The organism is Microbacterium sp. nov. GSS16 (genome assembly GCF_028198145.1).
In the GTDB taxonomy this organism is placed as follows: domain Bacteria; phylum Actinomycetota; class Actinomycetes; order Actinomycetales; family Microbacteriaceae; genus Microbacterium.
The window spans coordinates 2413665-2436053 of the sequence record NZ_CP116338.1 but is presented as its reverse complement, the minus strand read 5'-3'; the positions used below and the strand labels follow the sequence as shown (position 1 = coordinate 2436053).

24 protein-coding genes and 1 tRNA gene are annotated in these 22389 nt (G+C 68.6%); 16 read left to right on the top strand and 9 right to left on the bottom strand.

All coding sequences use genetic code 11. The features are described from left to right. The first annotated feature begins 86 nt into the window (after positions 1-86). Complete coding sequence (locus tag PGB26_RS11630; RefSeq protein WP_271637775.1) at positions 87-1112, top strand: Atu2307/SP_0267 family LLM class monooxygenase; 1026 nt, start codon at positions 87-89, stop codon at positions 1110-1112. Between the two features lie 64 nt (positions 1113-1176). Then, a tRNA-Glu gene (locus tag PGB26_RS11625) sits at positions 1177-1249 on the top strand. A gap of 55 nt (positions 1250-1304) precedes the next feature. Here PGB26_RS11625 and PGB26_RS11620 read toward each other — a convergent pair. The 3 genes from PGB26_RS11620 to PGB26_RS11610 are packed head-to-tail and all read right to left on the bottom strand — an operon-like array spanning position 1305 to position 3842. Next, positions 1305-2111 carry an SDR family oxidoreductase gene (locus PGB26_RS11620; protein WP_271637774.1) on the bottom strand — a complete coding sequence of 269 codons (807 nt, stop codon included), beginning with the start codon at positions 2109-2111 and terminating at the stop codon, positions 1305-1307. A gap of 49 nt (positions 2112-2160) precedes the next feature. Further along, entirely contained in the window at positions 2161-3288 is a 1128-nt protein-coding gene (locus PGB26_RS11615) for a DUF4349 domain-containing protein (RefSeq protein WP_271637773.1), read from the bottom strand. Next, entirely contained in the window at positions 3285-3842 is a 558-nt protein-coding gene (locus PGB26_RS11610; RefSeq protein ID WP_271637772.1) for an RNA polymerase sigma factor, read from the bottom strand. Before PGB26_RS11610 ends, PGB26_RS11615 begins: the two co-directional genes overlap by 4 nt. Before the next feature lie 226 nt (positions 3843-4068). Here PGB26_RS11610 and PGB26_RS11605 point away from each other — a divergent pair, with 226 nt between their 5' ends. From PGB26_RS11605 to PGB26_RS11575, 7 genes are all read left to right on the top strand, one after another. Beyond that, positions 4069-5055: a TerC/Alx family metal homeostasis membrane protein gene (locus tag PGB26_RS11605; protein ID WP_271637771.1), complete on the top strand. Its 987-nt coding sequence runs from the start codon at positions 4069-4071 to the stop codon at positions 5053-5055. Positions 5056-5234: 179 nt separating this feature from the next. Further along, entirely contained in the window at positions 5235-6662 is a 1428-nt protein-coding gene (gene leuC / locus PGB26_RS11600) for a 3-isopropylmalate dehydratase large subunit (RefSeq protein ID WP_271637770.1), read from the top strand. Then, a complete protein-coding gene (gene leuD / locus PGB26_RS11595) occupies positions 6662-7282 on the top strand; it encodes a 3-isopropylmalate dehydratase small subunit (RefSeq protein ID WP_271637769.1) in 621 nt (206 codons plus the stop codon). Before leuC ends, leuD begins: the two co-directional genes overlap by 1 nt. Positions 7283-7421: 139 nt before the next feature. Then, positions 7422-8750: a UDP-N-acetylglucosamine 1-carboxyvinyltransferase gene (gene murA, locus PGB26_RS11590; protein WP_271637768.1), complete on the top strand. Its 1329-nt coding sequence runs from the start codon at positions 7422-7424 to the stop codon at positions 8748-8750. Between the two features lie 4 nt (positions 8751-8754). Further along, positions 8755-9504: a lysophospholipid acyltransferase family protein gene (locus tag PGB26_RS11585; protein WP_271637767.1), complete on the top strand. Its 750-nt coding sequence runs from the start codon at positions 8755-8757 to the stop codon at positions 9502-9504. Then, positions 9494-10630, top strand: a complete 1137-nt coding sequence (locus tag PGB26_RS11580; RefSeq protein WP_271637766.1) for an NAD(P)H-dependent glycerol-3-phosphate dehydrogenase — start codon at positions 9494-9496, stop codon at positions 10628-10630. The genes PGB26_RS11585 and PGB26_RS11580 overlap by 11 nt, the downstream gene beginning before the upstream one ends. Beyond that, positions 10536-11615: a D-alanine--D-alanine ligase family protein gene (locus tag PGB26_RS11575; protein ID WP_271637765.1), complete on the top strand. Its 1080-nt coding sequence runs from the start codon at positions 10536-10538 to the stop codon at positions 11613-11615. Before PGB26_RS11580 ends, PGB26_RS11575 begins: the two co-directional genes overlap by 95 nt. On the opposite strand, the gene PGB26_RS11570 is transcribed toward PGB26_RS11575, so the two are convergent. After that, positions 11581-12141, bottom strand: a complete 561-nt coding sequence (locus tag PGB26_RS11570; protein WP_271637764.1) for a DUF3515 family protein — start codon at positions 12139-12141, stop codon at positions 11581-11583. The two genes, PGB26_RS11575 and PGB26_RS11570, sit on opposite strands and share 35 nt — an antisense overlap. 23 nt (positions 12142-12164) lie before the next feature. On the opposite strand from PGB26_RS11570, the gene thiL reads away from it, so the two are divergent. Next, positions 12165-13172: a thiamine-phosphate kinase gene (gene thiL / locus PGB26_RS11565; RefSeq protein ID WP_271637763.1), complete on the top strand. Its 1008-nt coding sequence runs from the start codon at positions 12165-12167 to the stop codon at positions 13170-13172. Between the two features lie 16 nt (positions 13173-13188). On the opposite strand, the gene rsmD is transcribed toward thiL, so the two are convergent. Then, on the bottom strand, positions 13189-13764 hold the full coding sequence (gene rsmD / locus PGB26_RS11560; protein ID WP_271637761.1) for a 16S rRNA (guanine(966)-N(2))-methyltransferase RsmD: 576 nt from the start codon (positions 13762-13764) through the stop codon (positions 13189-13191). Between the two features lie 54 nt (positions 13765-13818). On the opposite strand from rsmD, the gene PGB26_RS11555 reads away from it, so the two are divergent. From PGB26_RS11555 to mutM, 6 genes are all read left to right on the top strand, one after another. After that, positions 13819-15990 (top strand): ATP-dependent DNA helicase RecG, encoded by a 2172-nt coding sequence (locus PGB26_RS11555; RefSeq protein WP_271637760.1) that lies wholly within the window; start codon positions 13819-13821, stop codon positions 15988-15990. 57 nt (positions 15991-16047) lie between these two features. Continuing rightward, a complete protein-coding gene (gene coaD, locus PGB26_RS11550; RefSeq protein ID WP_271637759.1) occupies positions 16048-16545 on the top strand; it encodes a pantetheine-phosphate adenylyltransferase in 498 nt (165 codons plus the stop codon). Between the two features lie 109 nt (positions 16546-16654). Further along, positions 16655-17149, top strand: coding sequence for a YceD family protein (locus tag PGB26_RS11545; protein ID WP_271639656.1), 495 nt, complete (start codon positions 16655-16657; stop codon positions 17147-17149). Positions 17150-17151: 2 nt separating this feature from the next. Further along, positions 17152-17361, top strand: a complete 210-nt coding sequence (rpmF, locus tag PGB26_RS11540; RefSeq protein ID WP_040165203.1) for a 50S ribosomal protein L32 — start codon at positions 17152-17154, stop codon at positions 17359-17361. Positions 17362-17372: 11 nt separating this feature from the next. Beyond that, positions 17373-18065, top strand: a complete 693-nt coding sequence (gene rnc, locus PGB26_RS11535) for a ribonuclease III (protein ID WP_271637757.1) — start codon at positions 17373-17375, stop codon at positions 18063-18065. 6 nt (positions 18066-18071) lie between these two features. Further along, the gene (gene mutM, locus PGB26_RS11530; protein WP_271637756.1) at positions 18072-18974 is read left to right on the top strand and encodes a bifunctional DNA-formamidopyrimidine glycosylase/DNA-(apurinic or apyrimidinic site) lyase; all 903 of its coding nucleotides are present in this window, start codon (positions 18072-18074) and stop codon (positions 18972-18974) included. Positions 18975-18983: 9 nt separating this feature from the next. Here mutM and PGB26_RS11525 read toward each other — a convergent pair whose 3' ends face one another. From PGB26_RS11525 to PGB26_RS11510, 4 genes are read right to left on the bottom strand one after another with little or no spacing between them, the layout of a single operon-like run. Continuing rightward, positions 18984-19502, bottom strand: a complete 519-nt coding sequence (locus tag PGB26_RS11525; protein WP_271637755.1) for a GNAT family N-acetyltransferase — start codon at positions 19500-19502, stop codon at positions 18984-18986. Further along, the gene (locus PGB26_RS11520; protein WP_271637754.1) at positions 19502-20599 is read right to left on the bottom strand and encodes a GNAT family N-acetyltransferase; all 1098 of its coding nucleotides are present in this window, start codon (positions 20597-20599) and stop codon (positions 19502-19504) included. Before PGB26_RS11520 ends, PGB26_RS11525 begins: the two co-directional genes overlap by 1 nt. After that, positions 20596-21693 (bottom strand): GNAT family N-acetyltransferase, encoded by a 1098-nt coding sequence (locus PGB26_RS11515; protein WP_271637753.1) that lies wholly within the window; start codon positions 21691-21693, stop codon positions 20596-20598. Before PGB26_RS11515 ends, PGB26_RS11520 begins: the two co-directional genes overlap by 4 nt. A gap of 7 nt (positions 21694-21700) precedes the next feature. Beyond that, a complete protein-coding gene (locus PGB26_RS11510; RefSeq protein WP_099194771.1) occupies positions 21701-21982 on the bottom strand; it encodes a hypothetical protein in 282 nt (93 codons plus the stop codon). Positions 21983-22389 lie beyond the last annotated feature (407 nt).

Sequence of the window (22389 nt, the reverse complement as noted above, 5' to 3'; positions counted from 1 at the left end):
GCCCTCCGAGATCTCGGAGGGCCTTCTGCATATCCGCACATTGCATTCACCGGAATGAATCTTCGTGACAGACGGTTCCTGTCGGCATGACTGACATCGAATTCGGGCTCGACACCTTCGGGGGAGTCACCGAGGACGCCGACGGCGAAGCCGTCCCGCATCCGCAGGTGATCCGCGACATCATCGAGGAGGCCGAGCTGGCCGACCGGGCGGGACTGGACTTCTTCGGCCTGGGAGAGCACCACCGCCCCGACTTCGCCGTCTCGAGCCCCGAGATCGTTCTCTCCGCCATCGCTGCGCGAACCGAGCGCATCCGGCTCGGCTCGGCCGTGACCGTGCTCAGCTCCGACGATCCGGTGCGCGTATTCGAGCGCTTCTCCACACTCGACGCCGTCTCCAGCGGGAGGGCCGAGATCGTCGCCGGACGCGGGTCGTTCGTCGAGTCGTTCCCGCTGTTCGGCTTCGATCTGCGTCAGTACGAGGAGCTGTTCGAAGAGCGTCTCGACCTGCTCTCGCTGCTGCTGAAGGAGGAGCCGGTGACCTGGCAGGGCAGCACGCGTCCGCCGCTCGAGAATCAGCGGGTCTTCCCGACGACGGCGAACGGCCTGCGCACCTGGGTCGGGGTGGGTGGCAGTCCCGACTCGGTCGTCCGCACCGCACGCTACAACTTCGGACTCTTCCTCGCGATCATCGGCGGTCCGGCGGCGCGCTTCGCGCCGTACATCGACCTGTTCACGCGGGCGCAGGATCAGTTCGGAGTGCCCCATCAGCCTGTCGCCGTGCACTCACCGGGCCTCGTCGCTGAGACCGACGAACAGGCTCGAGCGCTCACCCACGACGGCTGGCTCGCCATGCGCACGAGGCTCGGTCGGGAGCGAGGCTGGCCGCCCCCCGCTGTCGGCGACTTCGAGCGGGAGATCGAGAGCGGTGCGCTGTACATCGGATCCCCGGAGACGGTGGCTCGCAAGATCGTCGGCACGCTGCGCACTCTGGACGTCGACCGCTTCGATCTGAAGTACGACCAGAGCGGCATCACCCATGCCACGATGCTGGATTCGATCGGCCTGTACGGCGAGAAGGTCGTGCCGATGGTGAAGGACATGCTCGCCTGAGCAGGTGGCGCACCGATTTGGATCGCCGGGAACGGTCATGGCATACTTGAACGGTTGCAGTGACGGCCCCATCGTATAGCGGCCTAGTACGCCGCCCTCTCACGGCGGTAACGCGGGTTCGAATCCCGCTGGGGTCACCGACATGAAGAAGGCCCTCGGGTTCCGGAGGGCCTTCTTCGCATCTGAGGCGCCTCAGCCCTTGCGCCATTCGTCATCGGTCAAGTGCGATCCGGCCTGCGGGCCCATCTGCAGCATCCCACCGTCCACGCTCCAGTCCGCTCCCGTGACGTAGCTCGCATCCGCCGAGGCGAGGAAGGCGATGACGGCCGCGACCTCCTCCGCCTTGCCCGGGCGTCCCAGCGGCACGCCGGGTCGGTGGGTGCGATCGGCATCCTCCGATGTGCGTCCACTCGCGGCCGTGGCGATCTCGCCGGGCGCCACGGCATTCGCCGTGATCCCGTGCACGCCGAGCTCCTGCGCCATCGTCTTGATCAGACCCGAGAGGCCGTGCTTCGCCGCGATGTAGGCGGCCAATCCCACTCGCGGCTGGTGCGCGTGCACGCTCGTGACGGCGACGATCCGTCCGCCCGCCCCTGAGGCGACCATGCGGCGTGCCGCCGCCTGCATCCCGACGAACGCGCCGTCGAGGTTCAGCGCGACCGTCTCGCGCCATTCGCGCAGAGGCACATCGAGGAACGGACGCGGCACGCTCGCCCCGGCGTTGTTCACGAAGACGTCGAGTCCGCCGAGGCGTTCCGCGAGATCATCGATCACCCCGGCGACGTGGTCGAGCTCGGTCGCATCGAACCGCGTGACGATCGCGTTGCGACCACGCTCGCGCACGCCTGCTGCGGTGCGCTCGGCCCCTTCTTCATCGCTGTGCCAGGTGATGCCGACATCCATGCCGGCGTCGGCGAGTGCCAGCGCCGTCGCGGCGCCGATGCCCGAGTCGGAGGCGGTGACGATGGCGTAACGCGGGGTGAAGGTCTGAGCTGTCATCACCGCACGCTACCGGACGCCCGTGCCGCCCTGGAAGAAGGCGGTCAGATCACGGGGCGGCGTCCGCAGGCCGTCCCGCGCGACGCCGTCGGCGAATCAGCCAGATGGCCAGCAGCACGACAGCGACGATGCCGAGCCACGGCAGCAGGAACCCGATGACGACCACGAGTCCGTTCAGGGCGCCGATCAGGCCGTTCCAGCCGGCGAGCAGACCGTCGCCGAAGCCCGCCGGGTCGGCCCCGCTCGCCGTCGTCTGCTCGGTCAGCTGGATCGTCAGAGTAGACAGCGCCACCTGCTCGTCGAGCCGCTTCAGCTGCTGCTCGTAGCTCTCGAGCAGTGCCTGACGCTCACTCAGCGCAGACTCCGCCTCGATCAGATCTCCCACCGAACCCGACTCGCCCATGAGCTCGGTCAGACGCTGCACCGACGCGCGCGCCGCATCGATCCGGGCTCGCAGGTCGACGGCCGCAGCGGTCACGTCATCGCGCGAGATCGACGAGCGCACGACCTCCGCATCGTCTCCGACCGCCGCCATCACCTCGTCGAGATCGGCGGCGGGAACTCGGATGCTGATCCACCCGGTGCCCGGTTCGCGAGGCTGCTCGGGGACGGTGTCGCCGGCATCCGGATCCAGGCCGAGTGAGGCCGACTCCACGAAGCCGCCGTGCTCCACGGCCAGTGCCGTGATGTCGTCCGCCGCCTTCTCGGCATCGCGCACGCGGAGCGTCATCTCCGCCGTGACGATGATCTCGCGTGTCTCATCGAGGTGGGCGAACGGCAGATCGGCGCCCTTGCTCCCGGGGTCGTCGCGAGGTGCGACGACGCCGCCGCCTGCAGAGTCGGTGCCGCCGTCCGCGGATCCGCCCGAGAAGCCCTCGACTGCGGTGGGTGGAACCTGGCCGACGGTGTCGCCCTCCGGTGACACCGCCGACGAGTCGCCGCTTGAGGCGCTCAGGCCCGTACCGATGCCGTCGAGCAGCGGGGGCGCGATCAGAGCGCCTGCTGCGAACGCTGCGGCGACGCCGAGCGCAGTGACCCACCCGCGCCTGCGCCGATCTCGAGCCGACTGCACCCCGCCCGGTTCACGCGGTTCCCGTGCGATGCGGTCGAAGACCACCTGTTCCATGCCGGCGATGCGCTCGTCGCTCAGCGGCGGCAGCCCGATCTCCTCGCTCATGCGTCTCTCTCTTCCTTCACTGCGCCGCGAAGTCGCGAACGCACCCTCGAGAGACGATTGCGGACCACGGCGTGGCTCACCCCGAGCTTCGCGGCGGCAGCCTCGTAGGCGTAGCCCTCCACCGCACACAGGCGGAAGATCTCGCGATCCGTGTCGCCCAGGCGCTCCACCTCGGCGGCTATCCGCTCGGCGAGCGACGACGCGATGACCTGATCCTCGACGCTCACCGTGTCGGGCAGTGACTCGTCCGCGGCATCGGCGGTGTTCGCCGCGTCGCGGCGCATGCGACGCAGGCGGTTCGCCGCCTGGAACCGGCATATCGTCGCGAGCCACGGCAGCAGGGACTCGCCCAGCAGGTCGAGTCCGGGCAGCTTCCGCCAGGCGACCACGAAGGTCTCCTGCACCACGTCCTCGGCATCCGAGAGCGAGCCGAGGATCCCGAACGCGGTCCAGTACACCGGACGCACATGGGCGCGGTAGATCGCGCGGAACGCATCCTGATCACCGGACGCAGCCCTGGCGGCCCACTCGCGGTCCTGCGTGCTTGCCCACATCCTTCTTCCGATCGTCGTCGACAGTCTGAGTGTCTCTCATATGCAGGTGTCCGGGAACGGGCCACCGTCTCGGATCGGCTACGATCGATTCAGCGAGGGGGAGTATCCCGACATCGCACGGATCGTCATCACGAGCACCATCAAAGCTGCTCCGGCCGTGCGACGCATGTCACCATGCGGGGAGAGACTTTCGGTACTCACTGCACCCTCCGAAAGGCGTCAGTCCTTGATTCCCGTCTGGTTCGAAGTCACGTCCCTCATCGTGCTCACCGTGGTCCTCATCGCGGACCTGCTGCTCATCCTCAAGCGTCCGCACATCCCCTCGACCAAGGAATCCAGCCTCTGGGTCGCGTTCTACGTCGCGCTCGCGCTGATCTTCGCCGGGACGCTGTTCTTCTTCGGCGACACGAAGTCGTCGCTCGACTTCCTCACCGGATGGGCGATGGAGTACAGCCTCTCCATCGACAACCTGTTCGTGTTCGTGCTGATCATGACGCAGTTCTCGGTGCCGCGCCGCTATCAGCAGGAGGCGCTGATGGTCGGGATCATCATCGCCCTGATCCTGCGTGCGATCTTCATCCTCATCGTCGGAGCGGCGGTCGAGCACCTCAGCCCGATCTTCTACCTCTTCGGCGCGTTCCTCGTCTTCACCGCTGTGCGTCAGGCGATGCCCGACAAGGGGCAGGACGACGTGAAGACCGAGAACTTCATCGTCAGGCAGATCCGCCGCGTGATACCGATCAGCGACGAGTACGACGGCCCGAAGCTGCGCACCGTCGTGGCCGGTCGCAAGATCTTCACGCCGATGCTCATCGTCTTCGTGTCGCTCGGCGTCACCGACCTGATGTTCGCGGTCGACTCCATCCCCGCGATCTTCGGGGTGACGACCAACCCGTTCATCGTCTTCACCGCCAATCTGTTCGCTCTGATGGGTCTGCGTCAGCTGTACTTCCTGCTCGGCGACCTGCTCGATCGACTGCGCTACCTGCACTACGGGGTGGCGTTCATCCTGGGATTCATCGGGGTCAAGCTGATCCTGCACGCGATGCACGAGAACGAGCTGCCGTTCATCAACGGCGGTCAGCCGATCGAGTGGGCTCCTGACATCAACAACTGGGTGTCGCTCGGTGTCATCTTCGCGTCGATGGCCGTCGCCACCATCGCCAGCCTGGTCGCCTCGCGACGCGACCGGAAGGCCGCGATCGAGGGCTGATCCCGACCGGTTCCGCAGTGTGAAACACACCGGAAGGCCACCCGTCGACGCCGTGTAAACTGACCGGCATGCGGCGGGTGGTTCTTCTTAGCAGCCGCGACGGGACCTCGATCTAAGGCCTTCCTCGTCGCGGAGTCCATCGTGGGCCGACTCTTCGAGCCATCTAAGGAACACACCGCATGACCAGCAGCACAGCGCCGCGAACCCTCGCCGAGAAGGTCTGGGACGACCACCTCGTCGTCAAGGGCGAGAACGGCGAACCCGATCTCCTCTACATCGACCTCCACCTCGTGCACGAGGTCACCAGCCCGCAGGCGTTCGACGGGCTGCGCGCCGAGGGACGCCCGCTCCGCAGGCTCGATCTGACGATCGCGACCGAAGATCACAACACGCCGACGCTCGCGATCGACAAGCCGATCGCCGACCTCACCAGCCGCACGCAGATCGAGACGCTGCGTCGCAACGCCGCGGAGTTCGGCGTGCGACTGCACTCGCTCGGCGACGCCGAGCAGGGCATCGTGCACGTGGTCGGGCCGCAGCTCGGGCTGACGATGCCCGGCATCACCGTCGTCTGCGGAGATTCGCACACCTCCACGCACGGCGCCTTCGGAGCGATGGCGTTCGGCATCGGCACCAGCGAGGTCGAGCACGTCATGGCGACCCAGACCCTGCCGCTGAAGCCGTTCAGGACGATGGCGATCAATGTCGAGGGGACGCTGCGCCCCGGGGTCACCGCCAAGGACATCATCCTCGCCGTGATCGCGAAGATCGGCACCGGTGGGGGTCAGGGCTACGTGCTCGAGTACCGCGGCAGCGCCATCCGCGCCCTCTCGATGGAGGGGCGCATGACGATCTGCAACATGTCGATCGAGGCCGGTGCCCGTGCCGGCATGGTCGCGCCCGACGAGACCACGTTCGCGTACGTGAAGGGCAAGCCGCATGCCCCGCAGGGGCAGGACTGGGACGATGCGGTCGCATACTGGCGCACTCTGCCTACCGACGAGGGCGCGACCTTCGATGCGGAGGTGTTCATCGACGCCGGCGCGCTGGAGCCCTTCGTCACCTGGGGCACCAATCCCGGCCAGGGCAGCTCGCTGTCGTCGTCCGTTCCGGATCCCGCCTCGATCGCCGATGCCAACGAGCGCGCCGCCGCTGAGCGTGCGCTGGAGTACATGGATCTCGCTCCCGGCACGCCGCTGAAGGAGGTGAAGGTCGACGCCGTCTTCATGGGCTCGTGCACCAACAGCCGCATCGAGGATCTGCGGGCCTTCGCATCGATCATCGACGGCAGGAAGAAGGCCGACGGCGTGCGCGTGATGGTCGTCCCCGGTTCCGCGCGTGTGCGCATCGAGGCGGAGGCCGAGGGGATCGACAAGATCGTCGAGGCGTTCGGCGCCGAATGGCGCTTCGCCGGATGCTCGATGTGCCTCGGCATGAACCCCGACCAGCTCGCTCCGGGTGAGCGCTGCGCGTCGACGTCCAACCGCAACTTCGAGGGCCGCCAGGGCAAGGGCGGTCGAACCCACCTGGTCTCGCCGCTGGTCGCCGCCGCGACTGCGGTCCGCGGCACGCTGTCGAGCCCCGCCGACCTGGAAGCGAGCATCTGATGGAGAAGTTCACCACCCACACCGGCATCGCCGCTCCGCTGAAGCGCTCGAACGTCGACACCGACCAGATCATCCCCGCGGTGTTCCTCAAGCGCGTCACGAAGACCGGTTTCGAGGACGCCCTGTTCCACGGCTGGCGTCAGGACCCGGATTTCGTGCTGAACCAGGCTCCGTACCAGGGCGCGTCCGTGCTCGTCGCGGGGCCGGACTTCGGCACGGGATCGAGCCGCGAGCACGCGGTCTGGGCATTGCGCGACTTCGGGTTCGCGGTCGTGCTCTCCTCGCGCTTCGCCGACATCTTCCGCGGCAACTCCGGGAAGCAGGGGCTGCTGGCGGCGACCGTGGAGGAGTCGGAGATCGAGCGGATCTGGGAGCTGATCGACGAGCAGCCCGGCCGCGTGATCACGGTCGACCTCGAGGCTCGCACGGTGACCGTACCCGGATCGACGGCAGGAGCGGGGCCTGTCTTCCAGGCCTCGATCGGGATCGACGATTACACTAGATGGCGGCTCCTCGAAGGGCTCGACGACATCGGGCTCACGCTGCGCAACGAAGACAAGATCGCGCAGTTCGAGGCCCGTCGCGAGTCGTGGCGGCCACGTACGCTTCCTGTCCGATAGGTCGCAGCATCGTGGGCCGGGGGCCACAAGCCCCGCGGCATCCGCCGTGACAGACGCAGACACGCGGTGACCGCCGCGATGTCCCGAAGAAGATGAGGCCCGAATGACGACATCGCCGCGAGTTGCTGTAGACGATCGGATGCCGGCTCCCGCCGGATCCGTCCTCGCGATCCGCGGCGGCAGACCGCTGCGTGGGCGCGTCGACGTCAAGGGCGCCAAGAACCTCGCCACGAAGGCGATGGTCGCGACCCTGCTCGGCGAGACGGCGAGCACGCTGCGCGACGTCCCCGGTCTCAGCGACGTCGCCGTGGTGCGCTCGCTGCTCGAGGTGCACGGCGTGACCGTCACCGAGGGCGACGAGCCCGGCTCGCTGATCCTCGACCCGAGTGACGTCGAATCCGCCCACTACGAGGAGATCGATGCGCACGCCGGCGCGTCGCGCATCCCGATCCTGTTCTGCGGTCCGCTGCTGCACCGGCTCGGCCAGGCGTTCATCCCCGACCTCGGCGGATGCCGGATCGGCGACCGTCCGATCGACTTCCACCTCGACGCGCTGCGCAAGTTCGGCGCGGTCGTCGAGAAGCAGCCGAGCGGCATCCGGCTCTCGGCCCCCAACGGTCTCAAGGGCGCGAACATCCACCTGCCGTACCCGAGCGTCGGCGCCACCGAGCAGGTGCTGCTGACCGCGGTGCGCGCGCAGGGCGTGACCGAGCTGCGCAACGCCGCCATCGAGCCGGAGATCATGGATCTCATCGCGGTGCTGCAGAAGATGGGCGCGATCATCTCGTACGAGCCCAACCGCGTCATCCTGATCGAGGGCGTCGAGACGCTGCGCGGCTACGATCACCGAGCCATCTTCGACCGCAACGAGGCCGCATCGTGGGCGTGCGCCGCACTCGCGACCGACGGTGAGATCTTCGTCGCCGGAGCCAAGCAGCAGGAGATGCTCACCTTCCTCAACGTCTTCCGCAAGGCGGGCGGCTGGTTCGACGTGCAGGAGGACGGCATCCTCTTCCGGCGCGGCGGCGAGCTCAAGCCGGTCATCGTCGAGACCGACGTGCACCCCGGATTCATGACCGACTGGCAGCAGCCGCTGATCGTGGCGCTGACCCAGGCGCCCGGCCGCTCGATCGTGCACGAGACGGTCTACGAGAACCGCTTCGGATTCACCCAGGCCCTGGTGAAGATGGGCGCCGACATCGAGGTGCACCCGCACGGGCTGCAGAACGGACCGCGGCGCGTGCCGCGCCGGGAGCTGGAGCAGGCGGCGGTCATCACCGGACCCACGCCGCTGCACGCCGCCGACATCGTGGTGCCCGACCTGCGCGGCGGCTACAGCCACGTGATCGCCGCTCTGACGGCCGAGGGCGAGTCTCAGGTGTCGGGTGTGGACATCCTCAGCCGCGGCTACGAGAAGTTCCTCGACAAGCTCCGCGCCCTGGGTGCGGACTTCGACGTCGTCCGGTGAGCTGATGGCCTCCTCCGAACGCAGCCGCCCCAGTCTGTTCTGGCCGCTCGCGGCGATCGTCATCCCGCCGGTGTCGCTCCTGGCGAAGATCACGGTCACCGGCGCTGAGAAGCTGCCCCGTACAGGTGCTTACGTGGTGGCGCCGAACCACTACTCCGAATTCGATCCGCTGATCGTCGCGATCGCCGTGTTCCGCTCCGGCCGGCTGCCCAGGTTCATGGCCAAGGACAGCCTGTTCCGCGTCCCCGTCCTCGGCTGGATCCTGCGGAAGACGGGCATGATCCCCGTCGCGCGTGCGTCGTCGGCATCCGCGGCGAAGCAGACGCTCACGCAGTCCCGTGAACTGGTCGAGAACGGTCGGGGCGTGATCGTGTACCCCGAGGGGACGCTGACACGCGACCCCGGGATGTGGCCGATGCGCGGCAAGTCGGGTGCGGTGCGCCTTGCGCTCACCGGCGACATCCCGCTCATTCCGATGGCGCAGTGGGGCACCCAGCAGATCATGGGGCGCTACCAGAAGGGGCTCAGCCTCTGGCCGCTGCGCAAGCGGGTGCGGGTGCTGATCGGCGATCCCATCGATCTGTCAGACCTGCGCGGTCGCGCCGGCGACCCCGGTGTGCTGAACATCGCGACCGAGCGGCTGATGGCCGCCATCACGGCTCTGCTCGAAGAGCTGCGCGACGAGAAGGCTCCTGACAAGCGCTGGAATCCGGGCGATCACGGCCAGAAGGAGACGGGGCGCCTTGATTCATAAGCGCACACCGCAGCCGTCCGGCACACGAGCGGCCGTCATCGGGGCGGGCAGCTGGGGCACCACTTTCGGCAAGATCCTCTCCGACGGCGGCGCACAGGTCACCATGTGGGCGCGCCGGCCCGAGCTCGCACACGAGATCGACGAGGCCAAGCGCAACTCGAAATACCTGCCCGGCATCAATCTGCCCCGCAACATGAGAGCCACGCACGAGCTCGCCCACGCCCTCGACGGCGCCGAGCAGGTGTACCTGTCGGTGCCGAGTCAGACCCTGCGTGAGAACCTGAAGGCGCTCCGCCCGCTGCTCGCCGGTCGCGACATCCCGATCGTCAGCCTGATGAAGGGCGTCGAGCGCTCGTCGGGACTGCGGATGAGTCAGGTCATCGAGCAGGAGCTGCGGTGCGATCCGGATCGGGTCGCGGTGGCATCCGGACCCAATCTCGCCCTCGAGATCGCGCGCGAGCAGCCCACGGCGGCCGTGATCGCCGCGCGGAGTCAGGAGACGGCGGATGTCGTGGCGCGCACCGCCCGCAACCGGTACTTTCGCTCGTTCGTGAACACCGACGTGATCGGGACCGAGTTCGGCGGTGTGCTGAAGAATCTCATCGCGGTCGCCATCGGCATCGTCGACGGCGTCGGATACGGCGAGAACACCAAGGCGTCGATCATCACCCGCGGTCTGGTCGAGATGACCGACTTCGCAGTCGCGAACGGCGCCAGGCCCGAGACCCTGCAGGGTCTCGCCGGGCTCGGCGATCTCATCGCCACCTGTCAGTCGCCGCTGAGTCGCAACAACACCGCCGGGCGGCTGCTCGGGCAGGGCTACAGCTTCCACGATGTGGTGAAGCAGATGAATCAGACCGCCGAGGGACTGGCTTCGGTCGCGCCCATTCTGCAGCTCGCGCACGAGTCCGAGGTGCACATGCCCATCGTGCAGCAGGTGAAGATGGTGCTCGACGGACGGATGGATCCGCGCGACATCGCACCGCACCTGACCACCGACGACGACACTCCGCAGGAGGAGAGGACCAATCATGGACAAGCAGACGGTGGTGGTGCTCTTCGGCGGGCGTTCCAGCGAGCATTCGATCAGCTCCGCAACGGCGGGCGGGGTGCTGGCGGCGATTGATCGCGATCGCTACGACGTGATCCCGGTCGGGATCACGCGCGAGGGCGCGTTCGTGCTCGAGCAGGACGACCCGGCGAAGTTCGCGCTGGACGCGGCGCACATGCCCGAGGTGATCGACAACGGCACCCGGATCCGCTGGCCCGAAGCCGGCGACCGCGTCCTGCGGGTGATCGCGCCGGACGGCTCCGCGGTCGAGCTCGCCGCCGTCGACGTGGTGCTGCCGATCCTGCACGGCACGCACGGCGAGGACGGCACGATCCAGGGCTTCTTCGACATCCTCGAGATCCCGTACGCGGGCGGCGGGGTGCTCGACTCGGCGATGTGCATGGACAAGCACTTCATGAAGGTCGCCCTCGAATCCGAGGGCATCGCCGTGTCGCCGTGGGTGACCGTGCGGCAGCGTGCCTGGCAGCAGGAATCGGCGCCGCTGCGCGCGGCGATCGCCGAGCTGGGTCTGCCGCTCTTCGTCAAGCCCGCGCGGGCGGGGTCCAGCGTCGGGGTGTCGAAGGTCGAGAGTCTCGGCGAGCTCGACGCGGCTCTCGAGGTGGCCTTCGCGGAAGACGAGAAGGTGCTCGTCGAGACGGGCATCGTCGGCCGCGAGATCGAGGTCGCGATCCTCGAGACCGCCGACGGCGTGCGCGCATCGCTGCCGGGTGAGATCGTGCTCACCTCGCGCGGATTCTACGACTTCGAGGGCAAGTACCTCGGTGGCGACGGTGTCGACGTCGTCTGCCCGGCGGAGATGTCGGATGCCGAGATCGCGGCCGTGCAGCAGGTCGGCGTGCGCGCGTTCGAGGCGGTCGACGGCAAGGGCCTCGCGCGGGTCGACGTGTTCCTCACCGCGGACGGCGGGATCGTCGTGAACGAGCTGAACACCATGCCGGGGTTCACCCCGATCTCGATGTTCCCGAAGTGCTGGATCGCGTCGGGCCTGAGCTACGGCGACCTGATCACCGAGCTGATCGAAGGCGGGCTGCGCCGCTGAGCCTTCTGGGCCTCTGTTCCCTCTGGGGCCCTGAGCCTGCCGAAGGGCTACTCGGCAGCTCGTCCGGGGTCGAGCAGGCGCTGTCGGCCTCGATCATCCGCACGCCCGACACGATGCCGGAGCTGGTGAGCACATCGTTGGCGCTGACGACCTCGGTGTCGACGAAGACCTGCACCGCCGGGCTGCGGCCGTAGGTCGTCATGCGCATCCGCGGCGCGTCCGACTCGTCGACGAGCCAGTCGATGCCCTCGAGGGTCACGCACTGCAGGTCGGCGGTGGGACCCGGAACGGCGACTCCGCAGGTCAGGATCACGCTCGTCTTCCCGTCCGTGCCGTATGCACCGGTGGCCTGCGCGTCGGTCCACCGACGGTCCTGCCCGGCGACGCTCTGCGGCAGGCGCACCGTCACCTCCGCGCACGCGGGATTGTTCGCATCGTCGGCGGGGGTGAGGGCGACGGTGGTCGAGCAGCCGGTGAGGGCGAGCATCATCGCCGCACCGATGATCAGGGCGAGACGGCGCAGCATGATTCCAGGCTACCGTTGTCGGCATGGCATCCGGTTCCGACGACGACCCGCGCATCGGCGACATCTCGGAGGGAGCGGTGCTCCGCGCGATCCTCTCGCGCACGGCACCGGCCGCGCACGCCGTGCTCGGTCCCGGCGATGACGCGGCCGTGATCGACGCCCCGTCGGGGTCGGTCGTGGCCAGCGCCGACACTCTGGTCGAAGGGCCCGACTTCCGGCTCGCGTGGTCGAGCGGCTACGACCTCGGCTGGAAGTCTGCGGCGGTCAACCTCTCCGACATCGCCGCGATGGGCGCGGTCCCGACCGGCCTGCTCGTGTCGCTCGCGGTGCCCGCAGACACCCGGCTCTCGTTCATCACGGCGATGGCCGACGGCTTCCGCGAGTGCTGTGCCCGGCTCGCGCCTGGATGCTCGGTCGTCGGGGGCGATCTCACCGTGTCCGAGCTGCTGATGATCGCGGTGACGGCGCTGGGCGACCTCGACGGACGCCCTGCGGTGACCCGTGCCGGTGCGCGCCCCGGCGACGTCGTCGCCCTGGCCGGCGAGCTCGGCGTCGCGGCGGCGGGCCTCGGGCTGCTGTTCGCCCGATTCCGCGACGGTGCCACTGCGATTCCGGTCGATCGCGCGTCGCTGGATGCCGTTCAGCTGCGCGCCCTGGATCGCCAGCTGCGCCCGGTGCCACCGCTGCATCTCGGACCGATCGCGGCGGAAGCCGGCGCCCACGCCATGATGGATCTCTCCGACGGCCTGGCGCTTGACGCCTCACGACTGGCGGATGCCTCGGGAGTCACGATCGCACTCTCGGGACAGGCGCTGGACGCGCTGGCGTTCGGCGGCGATCGCGGTCGTGCGCTGGGCGGGGGAGAGGACCACGGCCTGCTGGCGATCTTCCCCGACGGCGGCGTCGTGCCCGAGGGCTTCGAGAGGATCGGCACGGTGACCGCCCGCATGGGGGCTCCGGTTCTCGTCGACGGGCAGGCCGTCGACGAGACGGGCTGGGACCCGTACCGCGACTGGGATCACGCGCGCTGACCCCGGTGGGACGACGTCAGGCGTCGTCGCTGGCGAGCTCAGCCCACCACACCCGGGTGTCTCCGTAAGCCTTCTCTCTCAGGAGAGTGAGGCCGGCGGCGTCGAGGTCGGGCGGCGCCGCGCGCTTTCCGCGCTCGATGACCACCACCGCGTCCGTCGACAGCAGAGGAGCGAGAGCGATGAGATCGGCTGTCATCGCCGAGTCGTCCAGGTCGTAGGGCGGGTCGGTGAACACGAGATCGAACTGGCCCTGCGCGCGCGACAGATAGGCGCGCACAGTGCTCTGATGGACTTTCGACGCCGCAGCGCCGCCCATGGCCTTGGCGACGACGCCCGCATTGCGGCCGACGACGCCTACAGCCGAGCGCGAGATCTCGACGAGATCGACCGATCGGGCGCCCCGGCTCAGGGCCTCCAGGCCGAGCGCGCCACTGCCGGCGTACAGATCGAGCACGCGGGCGCCGTCGATCGCGTCCATCGCCTCCAGCGCGCCGAAGAGCGACTCGCGCACCCGGTCGCTGGTGGGTCGGGTTCCGGTGCCCGGCACGTCGAGCCGTGCGCCTCGTGCGCCGCCGGCGATGATCCTCGTCACCCGATCACGATACGACAAGCGGTCGATGTCCCCGGCGCTCCGTAGACTCGAACCATGCGCTTCGAGCTCGACACGCCGCTGACGACCGCCCTCGGCGCGTCAACGGCCAAGACACTCGAGAAGGCGTTCCGGATGACCGGCGTCGGCGATCTGCTGGGGCACTATCCACGGCGTTACGCCGATCGCGGGGAGCTGACGCCGATCCTCGAGCTGCCCGTCGGCGAGACCGTCACCATCGTCGGCGAGGTCATCTCGGCGACGGCCCGCGAGATGCGCAATCGGCGTGGCGCGATGCTCGAGGTCATCATCGGCGACGGCGTCGGGCAGATGTCGCTGACCTTCTTCGCGAAGAACATCGGACAGGCCGAGTGGCGCCGGAAGGAGCTGTCGGTCGGGCGCCGCGGCATCTTCTCCGGCAAGGTCGGCATGTTCAAAGACCGGGTGCAGTTCGCGCATCCCGACTACCAGCTCTTCGAAGACACCGAGAGCGCCTACCGTCAGGCGGATGCCCTGCAGGACGTCCCCATCCCGATCTATCCGGCGACCTCGGCGATGCAGAGCTGGCAGATAGCGAAGCTGGTCGGCGTGGTGCTCGATCAGCTGGGTGAGGTGCCCGACCCGCTGTCCGACGACGTCCGGGCCCGCGAGGGGCTGCTCACCGCCCGGCAGGCACTCGAAGCGATCCATCGGCCGCGGCGCAAGGCCGACATCGATCCCGCCGTCCGCACGCTGCGCATGCACGAGGCCCTCGTGCTGCAGACGGCGCTGCTGCAGCAGCGCATCCAGGTGCGTGCGCTGACCGCCACCCCGCGGATCGCCCAGCCGGGGGGACTCCTCGAGCGCTTCGACGCCCGCCTCGAGTTCACCCTCACTCCAGACCAGCAGCGCGTCGGTGCCGAGATCGCCGCCGACCTGAGCGCCGATCGGCCGATGAACCGTCTGATCCAGGGGGAAGTCGGCTCGGGCAAGACGCTGGTCGCCCTGCGAGCGATGCTGCAGACGGCCGAGTCGGGCGGACAGGCGGCGCTCATCGCCCCGACGGAGGTGCTCGCGGCGCAGCACCTCCGATCGATCACGAAGATGCTCGGCCCCGACATGGCCTCCGAGCTCATCCCGACCCTGCTCACCGGCCAGATGTCCGCACCGGAGCGGCGCAAAGCCGCGCTGCGGGTGGCATCCGGCCAATCGCTGATCGTGATCGGCACTCACGCCCTGCTCTCCGAGAAGACCACCTTCGCCGACCTGGCGCTCGTCGTCGTCGACGAGCAGCATCGCTTCGGCGTCGAGCAGCGCGAGATGCTGCGCGCCAAGGGCACCGCCCCGCACGCCATCGTGCTGACCGCGACGCCCATCCCGCGCACCGTCGCGATGACCGTCTTCGGGGATCTCGACACCTCGGTCATCCGGTCGATGCCGGCCGGCCGTGCCGGCATCACCACGCACGTCGCGCCGCTGGCCGAGCATCCGGAGTGGTTCCAGCGGGTCTGGGCGCGCGCCGCCGAGGAGATCGCGGATGGGCGCCAGGTCTTCGCCGTGTGCGCGGCGATCGACACGGCGAAGGAGTCGGTGGAGGCCGACGATCAGCCGCCGCCCGACGTCGAGGGCAAGGGTCCCCGGTGGGGAGTGGTGCAGCTCGACGAGCTGCTCGCCACGCATCCGGCACTCGGCACAGTGCGACGGGCGGTGCTGCACGGCAAGATGCCCGCGGAGGAGAAGGACGCCGTGATGCGCGCGGTCGCGCGCGGCGAGATCGACCTGCTCATCGCCACGACGGTGATCGAGGTCGGCGTCGACGTGCCGAACGCCTCGACCATGATCATCATGGACGCCGATCGATTCGGTGTCTCGCAGCTGCACCAGCTGCGCGGTCGCGTCGGCCGAGGTGCGCACCCCGGCCTCTGCCTGCTCGTCACCGAAGCCGAAGGCGCCTCGCTCGCGAGAGAGCGAGTCGAGGCGGTCGCCGCGACGCTCGACGGATTCGAGCTGGCCGAGGTCGACCTCGAGCTGCGCGGTGAAGGCGACGTGCTCGGCGCCGCCCAGGCCGGCGTCAAGTCATCGCTGCGGCTGCTTCGGGTGGTCAAAGACGCCGGGCTCATCGCCTACGCGCGGGACATCGCCGCCGACATCCTCAAAGACGATCCGATGCTGGTGGCGCACCCCGGGCTGCGCGTCGCGATCGCCGGTCGGGTGAGCGAATCCGATCGCGCCGCCCTCAGCAAGAACTGAGGGTGCGGTGTCATAGGCTGAAGACGTGCCTGTACTGAGTGAGCGGAGTGCATCGAAGTGAATTCTCGGATCGCCGTCGTTCCCGGATCGTTCGACCCGCCCACGCTGGGGCATCTCGATGTCATCTCGCGCGCAGCTCGTCTGTACGACGAGCTGCACGTGCTGGTCGTGCACAACCCCGGCAAGGAGGCGATGCTTCCGATCGCTCAGCGGCTCAGCCTGCTCGAGCAGTCGATCGCCGAGGCGGGTATCGACGGTCACATCATCGTCGGATCGTGGAGCATGGGACTTCTCGTCGACTATGCTCGCGACGTCGACGCCGGGGTGCTGGTGAAGGGCATCCGCTCTCAGGTCGACGTCGCCTACGAGTCGCCGATGGCGATCGTGAACCGTCACCTGGCCGACATCGAGACGGTGTTCCTCCTTCCCGATCCCGCGCACGCGCTCGTGTCCAGCTCGCTGGTGCGCCAGGTGGCCGCGCTCGGCGGCGACGTCTCGCCGTTCGTTCCGCCCGTCGTCGCATCGTTCCTCGACACCGGAGCCCGAGGGCTCTGAGCCGTTCGGCCCTCGTGCAGGTCGCGACCGGTAGCATGGCGGGGTGAAATCCCGAGTCGACGGCCCCTTCTTCCTCCCTGTCCGTGACATCGTCCGCAAGCCGGGCGAGATGCGCGAGCACCGCTTCGAGGTGACCCTCAGCGAGAAGTGGGGTGAGGGCATCGTCTCGGTCGAAGCTGGCGAGACTCTCGACCTCGACGTGCGCCTCGAGTCGGTGCACGAGGGGATCCTCGTGTCGGGCACGGCCGATTCGGAGTACTCCGGAGAGTGCGGACGCTGCCTCACCGAGATCTCCGCGCCTGTCGAAGTCGAGTTCCAGGAGCTTTTCGCGTATCCTGGTGAGGAAGAAACTGACTTCGAAGTTCAAGACGACCACGTGGATCTTGAAACTCTGGTCAGGGATGCGATCGTATTGTCGCTTCCATTTCAGCCGGTGTGTCAGCCGGATTGCCCGGGTCTCGACCCGAACACGGGCGAGAAGCTGTCCAAGAGCGCCGGTGCAGAGAGCCCTGCTCCCATCGATCCTCGGTGGAGCGCGCTCCGACAGATCACAGACCAGGACGACGCGGCAGAGAGCCGCGCCGCCGAGAAAGAAGAGAGCTAGTCATGGCTGGTAACCCCCCGAAGCGCAAGGTCTCCCGTTCGAACACCCGCTCGCGCCGCGCGCAGTGGAAGGCCGAGGCTCCCGCGCTCGTCAAGACCGTCGAGAACGGCAAGGTCGTCTACAGCCGCCCGCACCAGGCGAAGGTCGTCACCGACTCGCAGGGCACCGAGCTGTTCCTCGAGTACAAGGGCCGCAAGGTCGCCGACATCTGATCGGATCGGTCATGGCCGATATTCTCACGGGGCGGGCATCGCTGGTCGAGAAGCTCGGCGTCGACATCGATCCTGAGCTGCTGGAACGAGCGCTCACGCATCGTTCCTACGCGTACGAGCACGGCGGCATCCCGAACAACGAGCGTCTCGAGTTCCTCGGGGACTCGGTGCTCGGGCTCGCTGTGACCGTCATGCTCTTCACCACGCTTCCCGACCTCGACGAGGGCGAGCTGGCCAAGCGGCGCGCGAGCGTCGTCTCGACAGTCGCCCTCGCCGAGGTCGCTCGCGCTATCGGTCTCGGTGAGCACCTCCGGCTCGGACGAGGCGAGGAGCAGACCGGTGGTCGCGACAAGGACTCGATCCTTGCCGACACGATGGAAGCCGTCTTCGGCGCGACCTTCCTGTCGGCGGGGCCGGATGCCGCCACCGAGCTGGTGCTGCGGCTGACCGCGCCGCTCCTTGCCGACCCAGAGCGCTACGGCGCGGCGATGGACCCCAAGACGAGTCTGCAGGAGCTGGCCGCCCGGCTCGGGGCGACCCCTCCCATGTACTCCATCGAGTCGGACGGCCCCGACCATCACCGGGTGTTCACCGCGACAGTGCGGGTCGGCGACCTGACGAGCAGCGGCGTCGGCACGAGCAAGAAGACGGCCGAGATGGCTGCCGCGCTCAACGCCTGGCGTCTGCTCAGCGAACGGGTCTGATCCGGCGTGCCCGAGCTTCCCGAGGTCGAGGTCGTCCGTCACGGCCTCGCCCCGGCCGTCACCGACGCCCGGATCGTGTCGGTCGACGTGCTCGACGAGCGTGCCCTCACCAGGCATCCGCACGACGCCGCCGACTTCGTCGGCCGTCTCGAGGGCCGCGACGTGCGCGCCGCTGCGCGGCGGGGGAAGTTCCTCTGGCTGCCGCTGTCGGCGCGCAGCGGGGAAGTGGAAGCATTGGTCGCGCATTTGGGCATGAGCGGGCAGATGCTGCTGCGCGATCCGGATGCCCCGCTCGAGCGCCACGAACGCGTGCGCCTGCGCATCGAGCATCCGAGTCACGGCGTACTCGCCGTCGTCTTCGCCGATCAGCGCACCTTCGGCTCGCTCGCCGTCGACCGTCTGCTGCCCACGCCGGATGCCGCACCCGGCGGCTACGGCACGGCCGATCCGCTGGTGCCGTCGCAGGTCGCGCACATCGCCCGCGATCCGCTCGACCCCGCGTTCGCAGAGCCAGATGTGGTCGCGCGCATCCGTCGCAGATCCAGCGCGATCAAGCGCATCCTCCTCGACCAGTCACTGGTCAGCGGCATCGGCAACATCTACGCCGACGAGTCGCTGTGGGCGGCGCGCATCCACCCCGAGACGCACGGCACCGCCCTGTCGGTGCAGGCGCTGCGCCGGTTGTTCGCCGAGGTCCGTCTCGTGCTCGAGAGGGCCCTGGCAGAGGGCGGTACGAGCTTCGACGCGCAGTACGTCAACGTGAATGGGCAGGCCGGCTATTTCGCGCACTCGCTGAACGCCTACGGGCGCGGAGGTCAGCCGTGTCCACGCTGCGGCGGTCCCATCCTTCGCGAGGCGTTCATGAACCGCTCCAGTCATTACTGCCCGCGCTGCCAGCGTCGCCGCTGAGCCGGGCCGTCATTCCGCCGGACGGTCGATCGCGAACGCCAGGTGGGGCATGTCCACACCGCGGTAGTGCTTGATGAAGCGTCCTCGCACTGTCATGCCCAGTCGGATCGCGACGTTCATCGACGCGATGTTCGTGTCGCGCACCTGAGCCCACACGCGGTCGGCACCGAGTGCCGTGAACGCATGGTCACGGCATCCGGCCGCCGCCTCGGTCGCGTACCCGCGCCGCCAGTGCTCGCGATTGAACAGGTAGCCGACCTCGATCACGTCCTCCCCGAGGATGTGCTGCCTGGTCAGTCCGCACTGGCCGATCATCTCCCCGGATTCGCGCAGCACCACGGCCCAGAGCCCGAACCCGTCGTCGCGGTAGCGCTCGCGCATCCGGCTGAGCCAGGCCTGCACCATCTGCTCGTCGAACGCGCCCTCGTACGCGGTCATCGTCTCCGGATCCTGCAGGATGGCACGAAGCGCCGGCAGGTCGTCGTCGGTCAGCTCGCGCAGGTCGAGGCGTGAGGTGGTGAAGAGCATCAGGCCAGCTTCTTCTGCCAGGCGCCCGCGTACGAGGCGGGCACGAAGCCCATCGCCTCGTTGATGTCGAGCATCGGGCGGTTCTCCTCGGCGTTGAACGTGGTGATCCGCGGCGAGCCCGGGGCGATGCCGCGCCAGCGCAGGATGTTGGCGCACTTCACGACCTGACCGAGACGGTGCCCGCGGTGCTCCTTGAGCACCAGCGTGCAGTACTGGTGCGTCACGCCCTCGGGATCAGTGCCGGTCACGAGCTCGTTGAACGCGGCGAGCGTGCCCGTCGGGACGTGCTCCACCGCGGCGACCGAGACGGTCTGGCCGCCCTCGACGAACCTGCCGTCGCGCCGCGCGATGCGATCGGCATCCCAGATCTCCTCATCCACTTCGAGGTCTCCGCTGGGTGCATCCGTCGACATCCGCGACAGCGCCCACGCATAGCCCGCGCGCAGCTGGGGCGGGGTGGGTACGGTCCACTCGACGAGACGGTAGTCGTCGCCTGCGACCGCCAGCGCGTCGGCGAGCATCCTCTCGACCGGGGAGAGATCGCCGTGCAGGTCGAAGGCACTGTTGCGCTCCACCTGCTCGAGTGTGAAGCCGTCGCCATCGAGCAGCTGCGCGAGCGGGGTGCGCGACACCCGTCCCCATCCGGTCTTCGGAACCAGCGGAGCGTCGCCGGGGTCGGGGCGGTGCAGCGTCCAGGTCTGGATGACCTTGCGGCCGAGCGCGCGCACCTCCTTCTCCGCAGCGGAGAGCAGAGCCCGCTCGATGCCGCGCCCCCAGTTCGCGGGCATGACCATCAGGTCGATCTCGGCGCTCGTGGGCTCGGCGGTGGCGTGGGTGACGGTCACCGCGCCGACGATCTCGCCGTCCTCGCGGGCGAGCAGCGTCCGCTGCACGTAGTCGGTCGTCGCACGCCAGTGCGGCAGCATCTCCTCCGCAGTGGTACCCAGGTCGTGCAATCCCGTGTCGCTGAGGCAGATGGCGTTGTTCAGCGCGACGAAGGTGTGGAAGTCCGCCGCGTCGTGAGCGTCCAGCGCCTCCGGAACGGTCAGTGCGGTGATGGACAGTGCGGCAGTGCCGGTCGGCGTCGTCGTGCTCATGCGAGGTCCTTCCTCCAGGCGCCCTCGTAGGCGATCGGGGCGAAGCCGATGGCTTCATTGATGGAGAGCATCGGCCGGTTCTCCTCGGCGTTCCATGTGGTGACTCGGGGCGAGAGCGGATGTCGGTCGCGCCAGGCGAGCAGGCCAGCCGTCTTCACGAGCATCCCGAGTCGGTGTCCGCGATGCTCGGCGAGCACGAGGGTGTCGAACTGGTGCGTGCCCGCGGAATCGTCCTGCCCGATGGCGAGCTCGTTGAATGCGCAGAGCTCACCGGTGGCGACGTGCTGCGCCGCGGTGACGAGAAGCGTCCAGCCGCGCTGCGTCAGTCGCGACTCCTCTCGGCGCAGGCGATCGGCGTCCCAGATCTCCTCCGGCATGCCGAGCTGCGCATCAGGCACGTCGGTCGACATGCGCGACTTCATCCAGGCGTAGCCGTCGACGTACTCGTCCGGTGTCGGCATCGCCCACTGCACGACGCGGTAGGCAGTGGCGTGCGCCGCGGCATCGTCGCGCAGATCGCCCAGGCGCTTCGCGGTGCTCTCGTCCCAGATCAGTGCGCTCCCGCGTTCGACCTGCTCCAGCCGGAAGCCGGTGCGCTGCAGGAAGCGCGCGGTGCGGTCGAGGGGAGCGGACCCGGCACCGGTCGGCGAGTCGATCCGCGGCAGCGGCGTCGCCTCGTCGTGGTGCTCCGACCAGTTGAGCAGCTTGCGCACCCCCGCATCGCGAGCCGCCTGCTCGATCACAGCGTATGCGGCCGGGCCGATACCCTGGCCCCACGCGCGGCGGAGCAGAGCGACGGTCACGAACGCGGTCTCACCGCCGTCGTCGCGCAGGATGTCGAGCGCGCAGCGCCCGACAGCGTCGCCGTCGAGTTCGATCGTCCAGTGACGTCGGTCGCGGTCGGGAGTGGGGGAGAGCGTCGAGAGCAGTTCGGACGCGGTGAGGCAGTCGTCATCGCGACCGGTGGTCTCGATGAGCAGCTCGTTGCGCACGGCTGCGTAGGCACGCACTGCGGGGGACGGCCCCGCGTCCGCTCGGGCGGAGAGCTCGAGCGGACGCAGGGTCGCACCGGCGGGAAGGGAGATGCTCATCATCGGCCTTTCAGAGGATGTTGCGCTGCAGGCCCCAGACCAGCAGGTTGATCGCCTCGGTCTCGCGGATCGGCCGGCGGTCGAGATCCGGGATCGCGGAGGGGGCGGTCGCACGGACCCGAGTGCTGCGCTTCAGCAGCCAGAGTCCGATTCGGAAGGAGAGCCGGTCGGCCGCCGTCAGGCGCTGCAGACCGTCTCGGTCGGGGATGCTGATGGTCTGACGACCCTCGGTATCCGGTGGGTGGATGGATGTGGACAGCTGCCGGTGATCGGTCAGCAGAACGGTGCTCACGATGTGTGCGCTTTCTGTGGTGATGGCTGGGCGAAGCCACCGCCGTTGCCGGCGGAGTCGGCGCCCGGGGATGCAGCATCGCAGCGGACCGGCCGACACGCGGTTCGACCGAGACGTCAGGATGCTGACGGGGCGTGGCCCGCGATGCGGGCGGGCGTCGGCTGCCGGGAAGGCGACGACGGCGATCATCGATCAGACGCACAGAGGCGTCAGAGAGATCGGGAGAGGCGAGGTGGTTCTAGCCCTGAGAACGGGCGAAGGTCACCGACGCGGCGGCGTGTGGCGCGCTCGCAAGCGGCATGGTGAAGAACCAGGCGGCGTTGTCGTTCGTGATCATCGGTGACCTCCTCTCTTGTGATCGGACGCCACGCTAGTGAAGACTCTCAGCTCGCGTCAAGCTTTTTCTC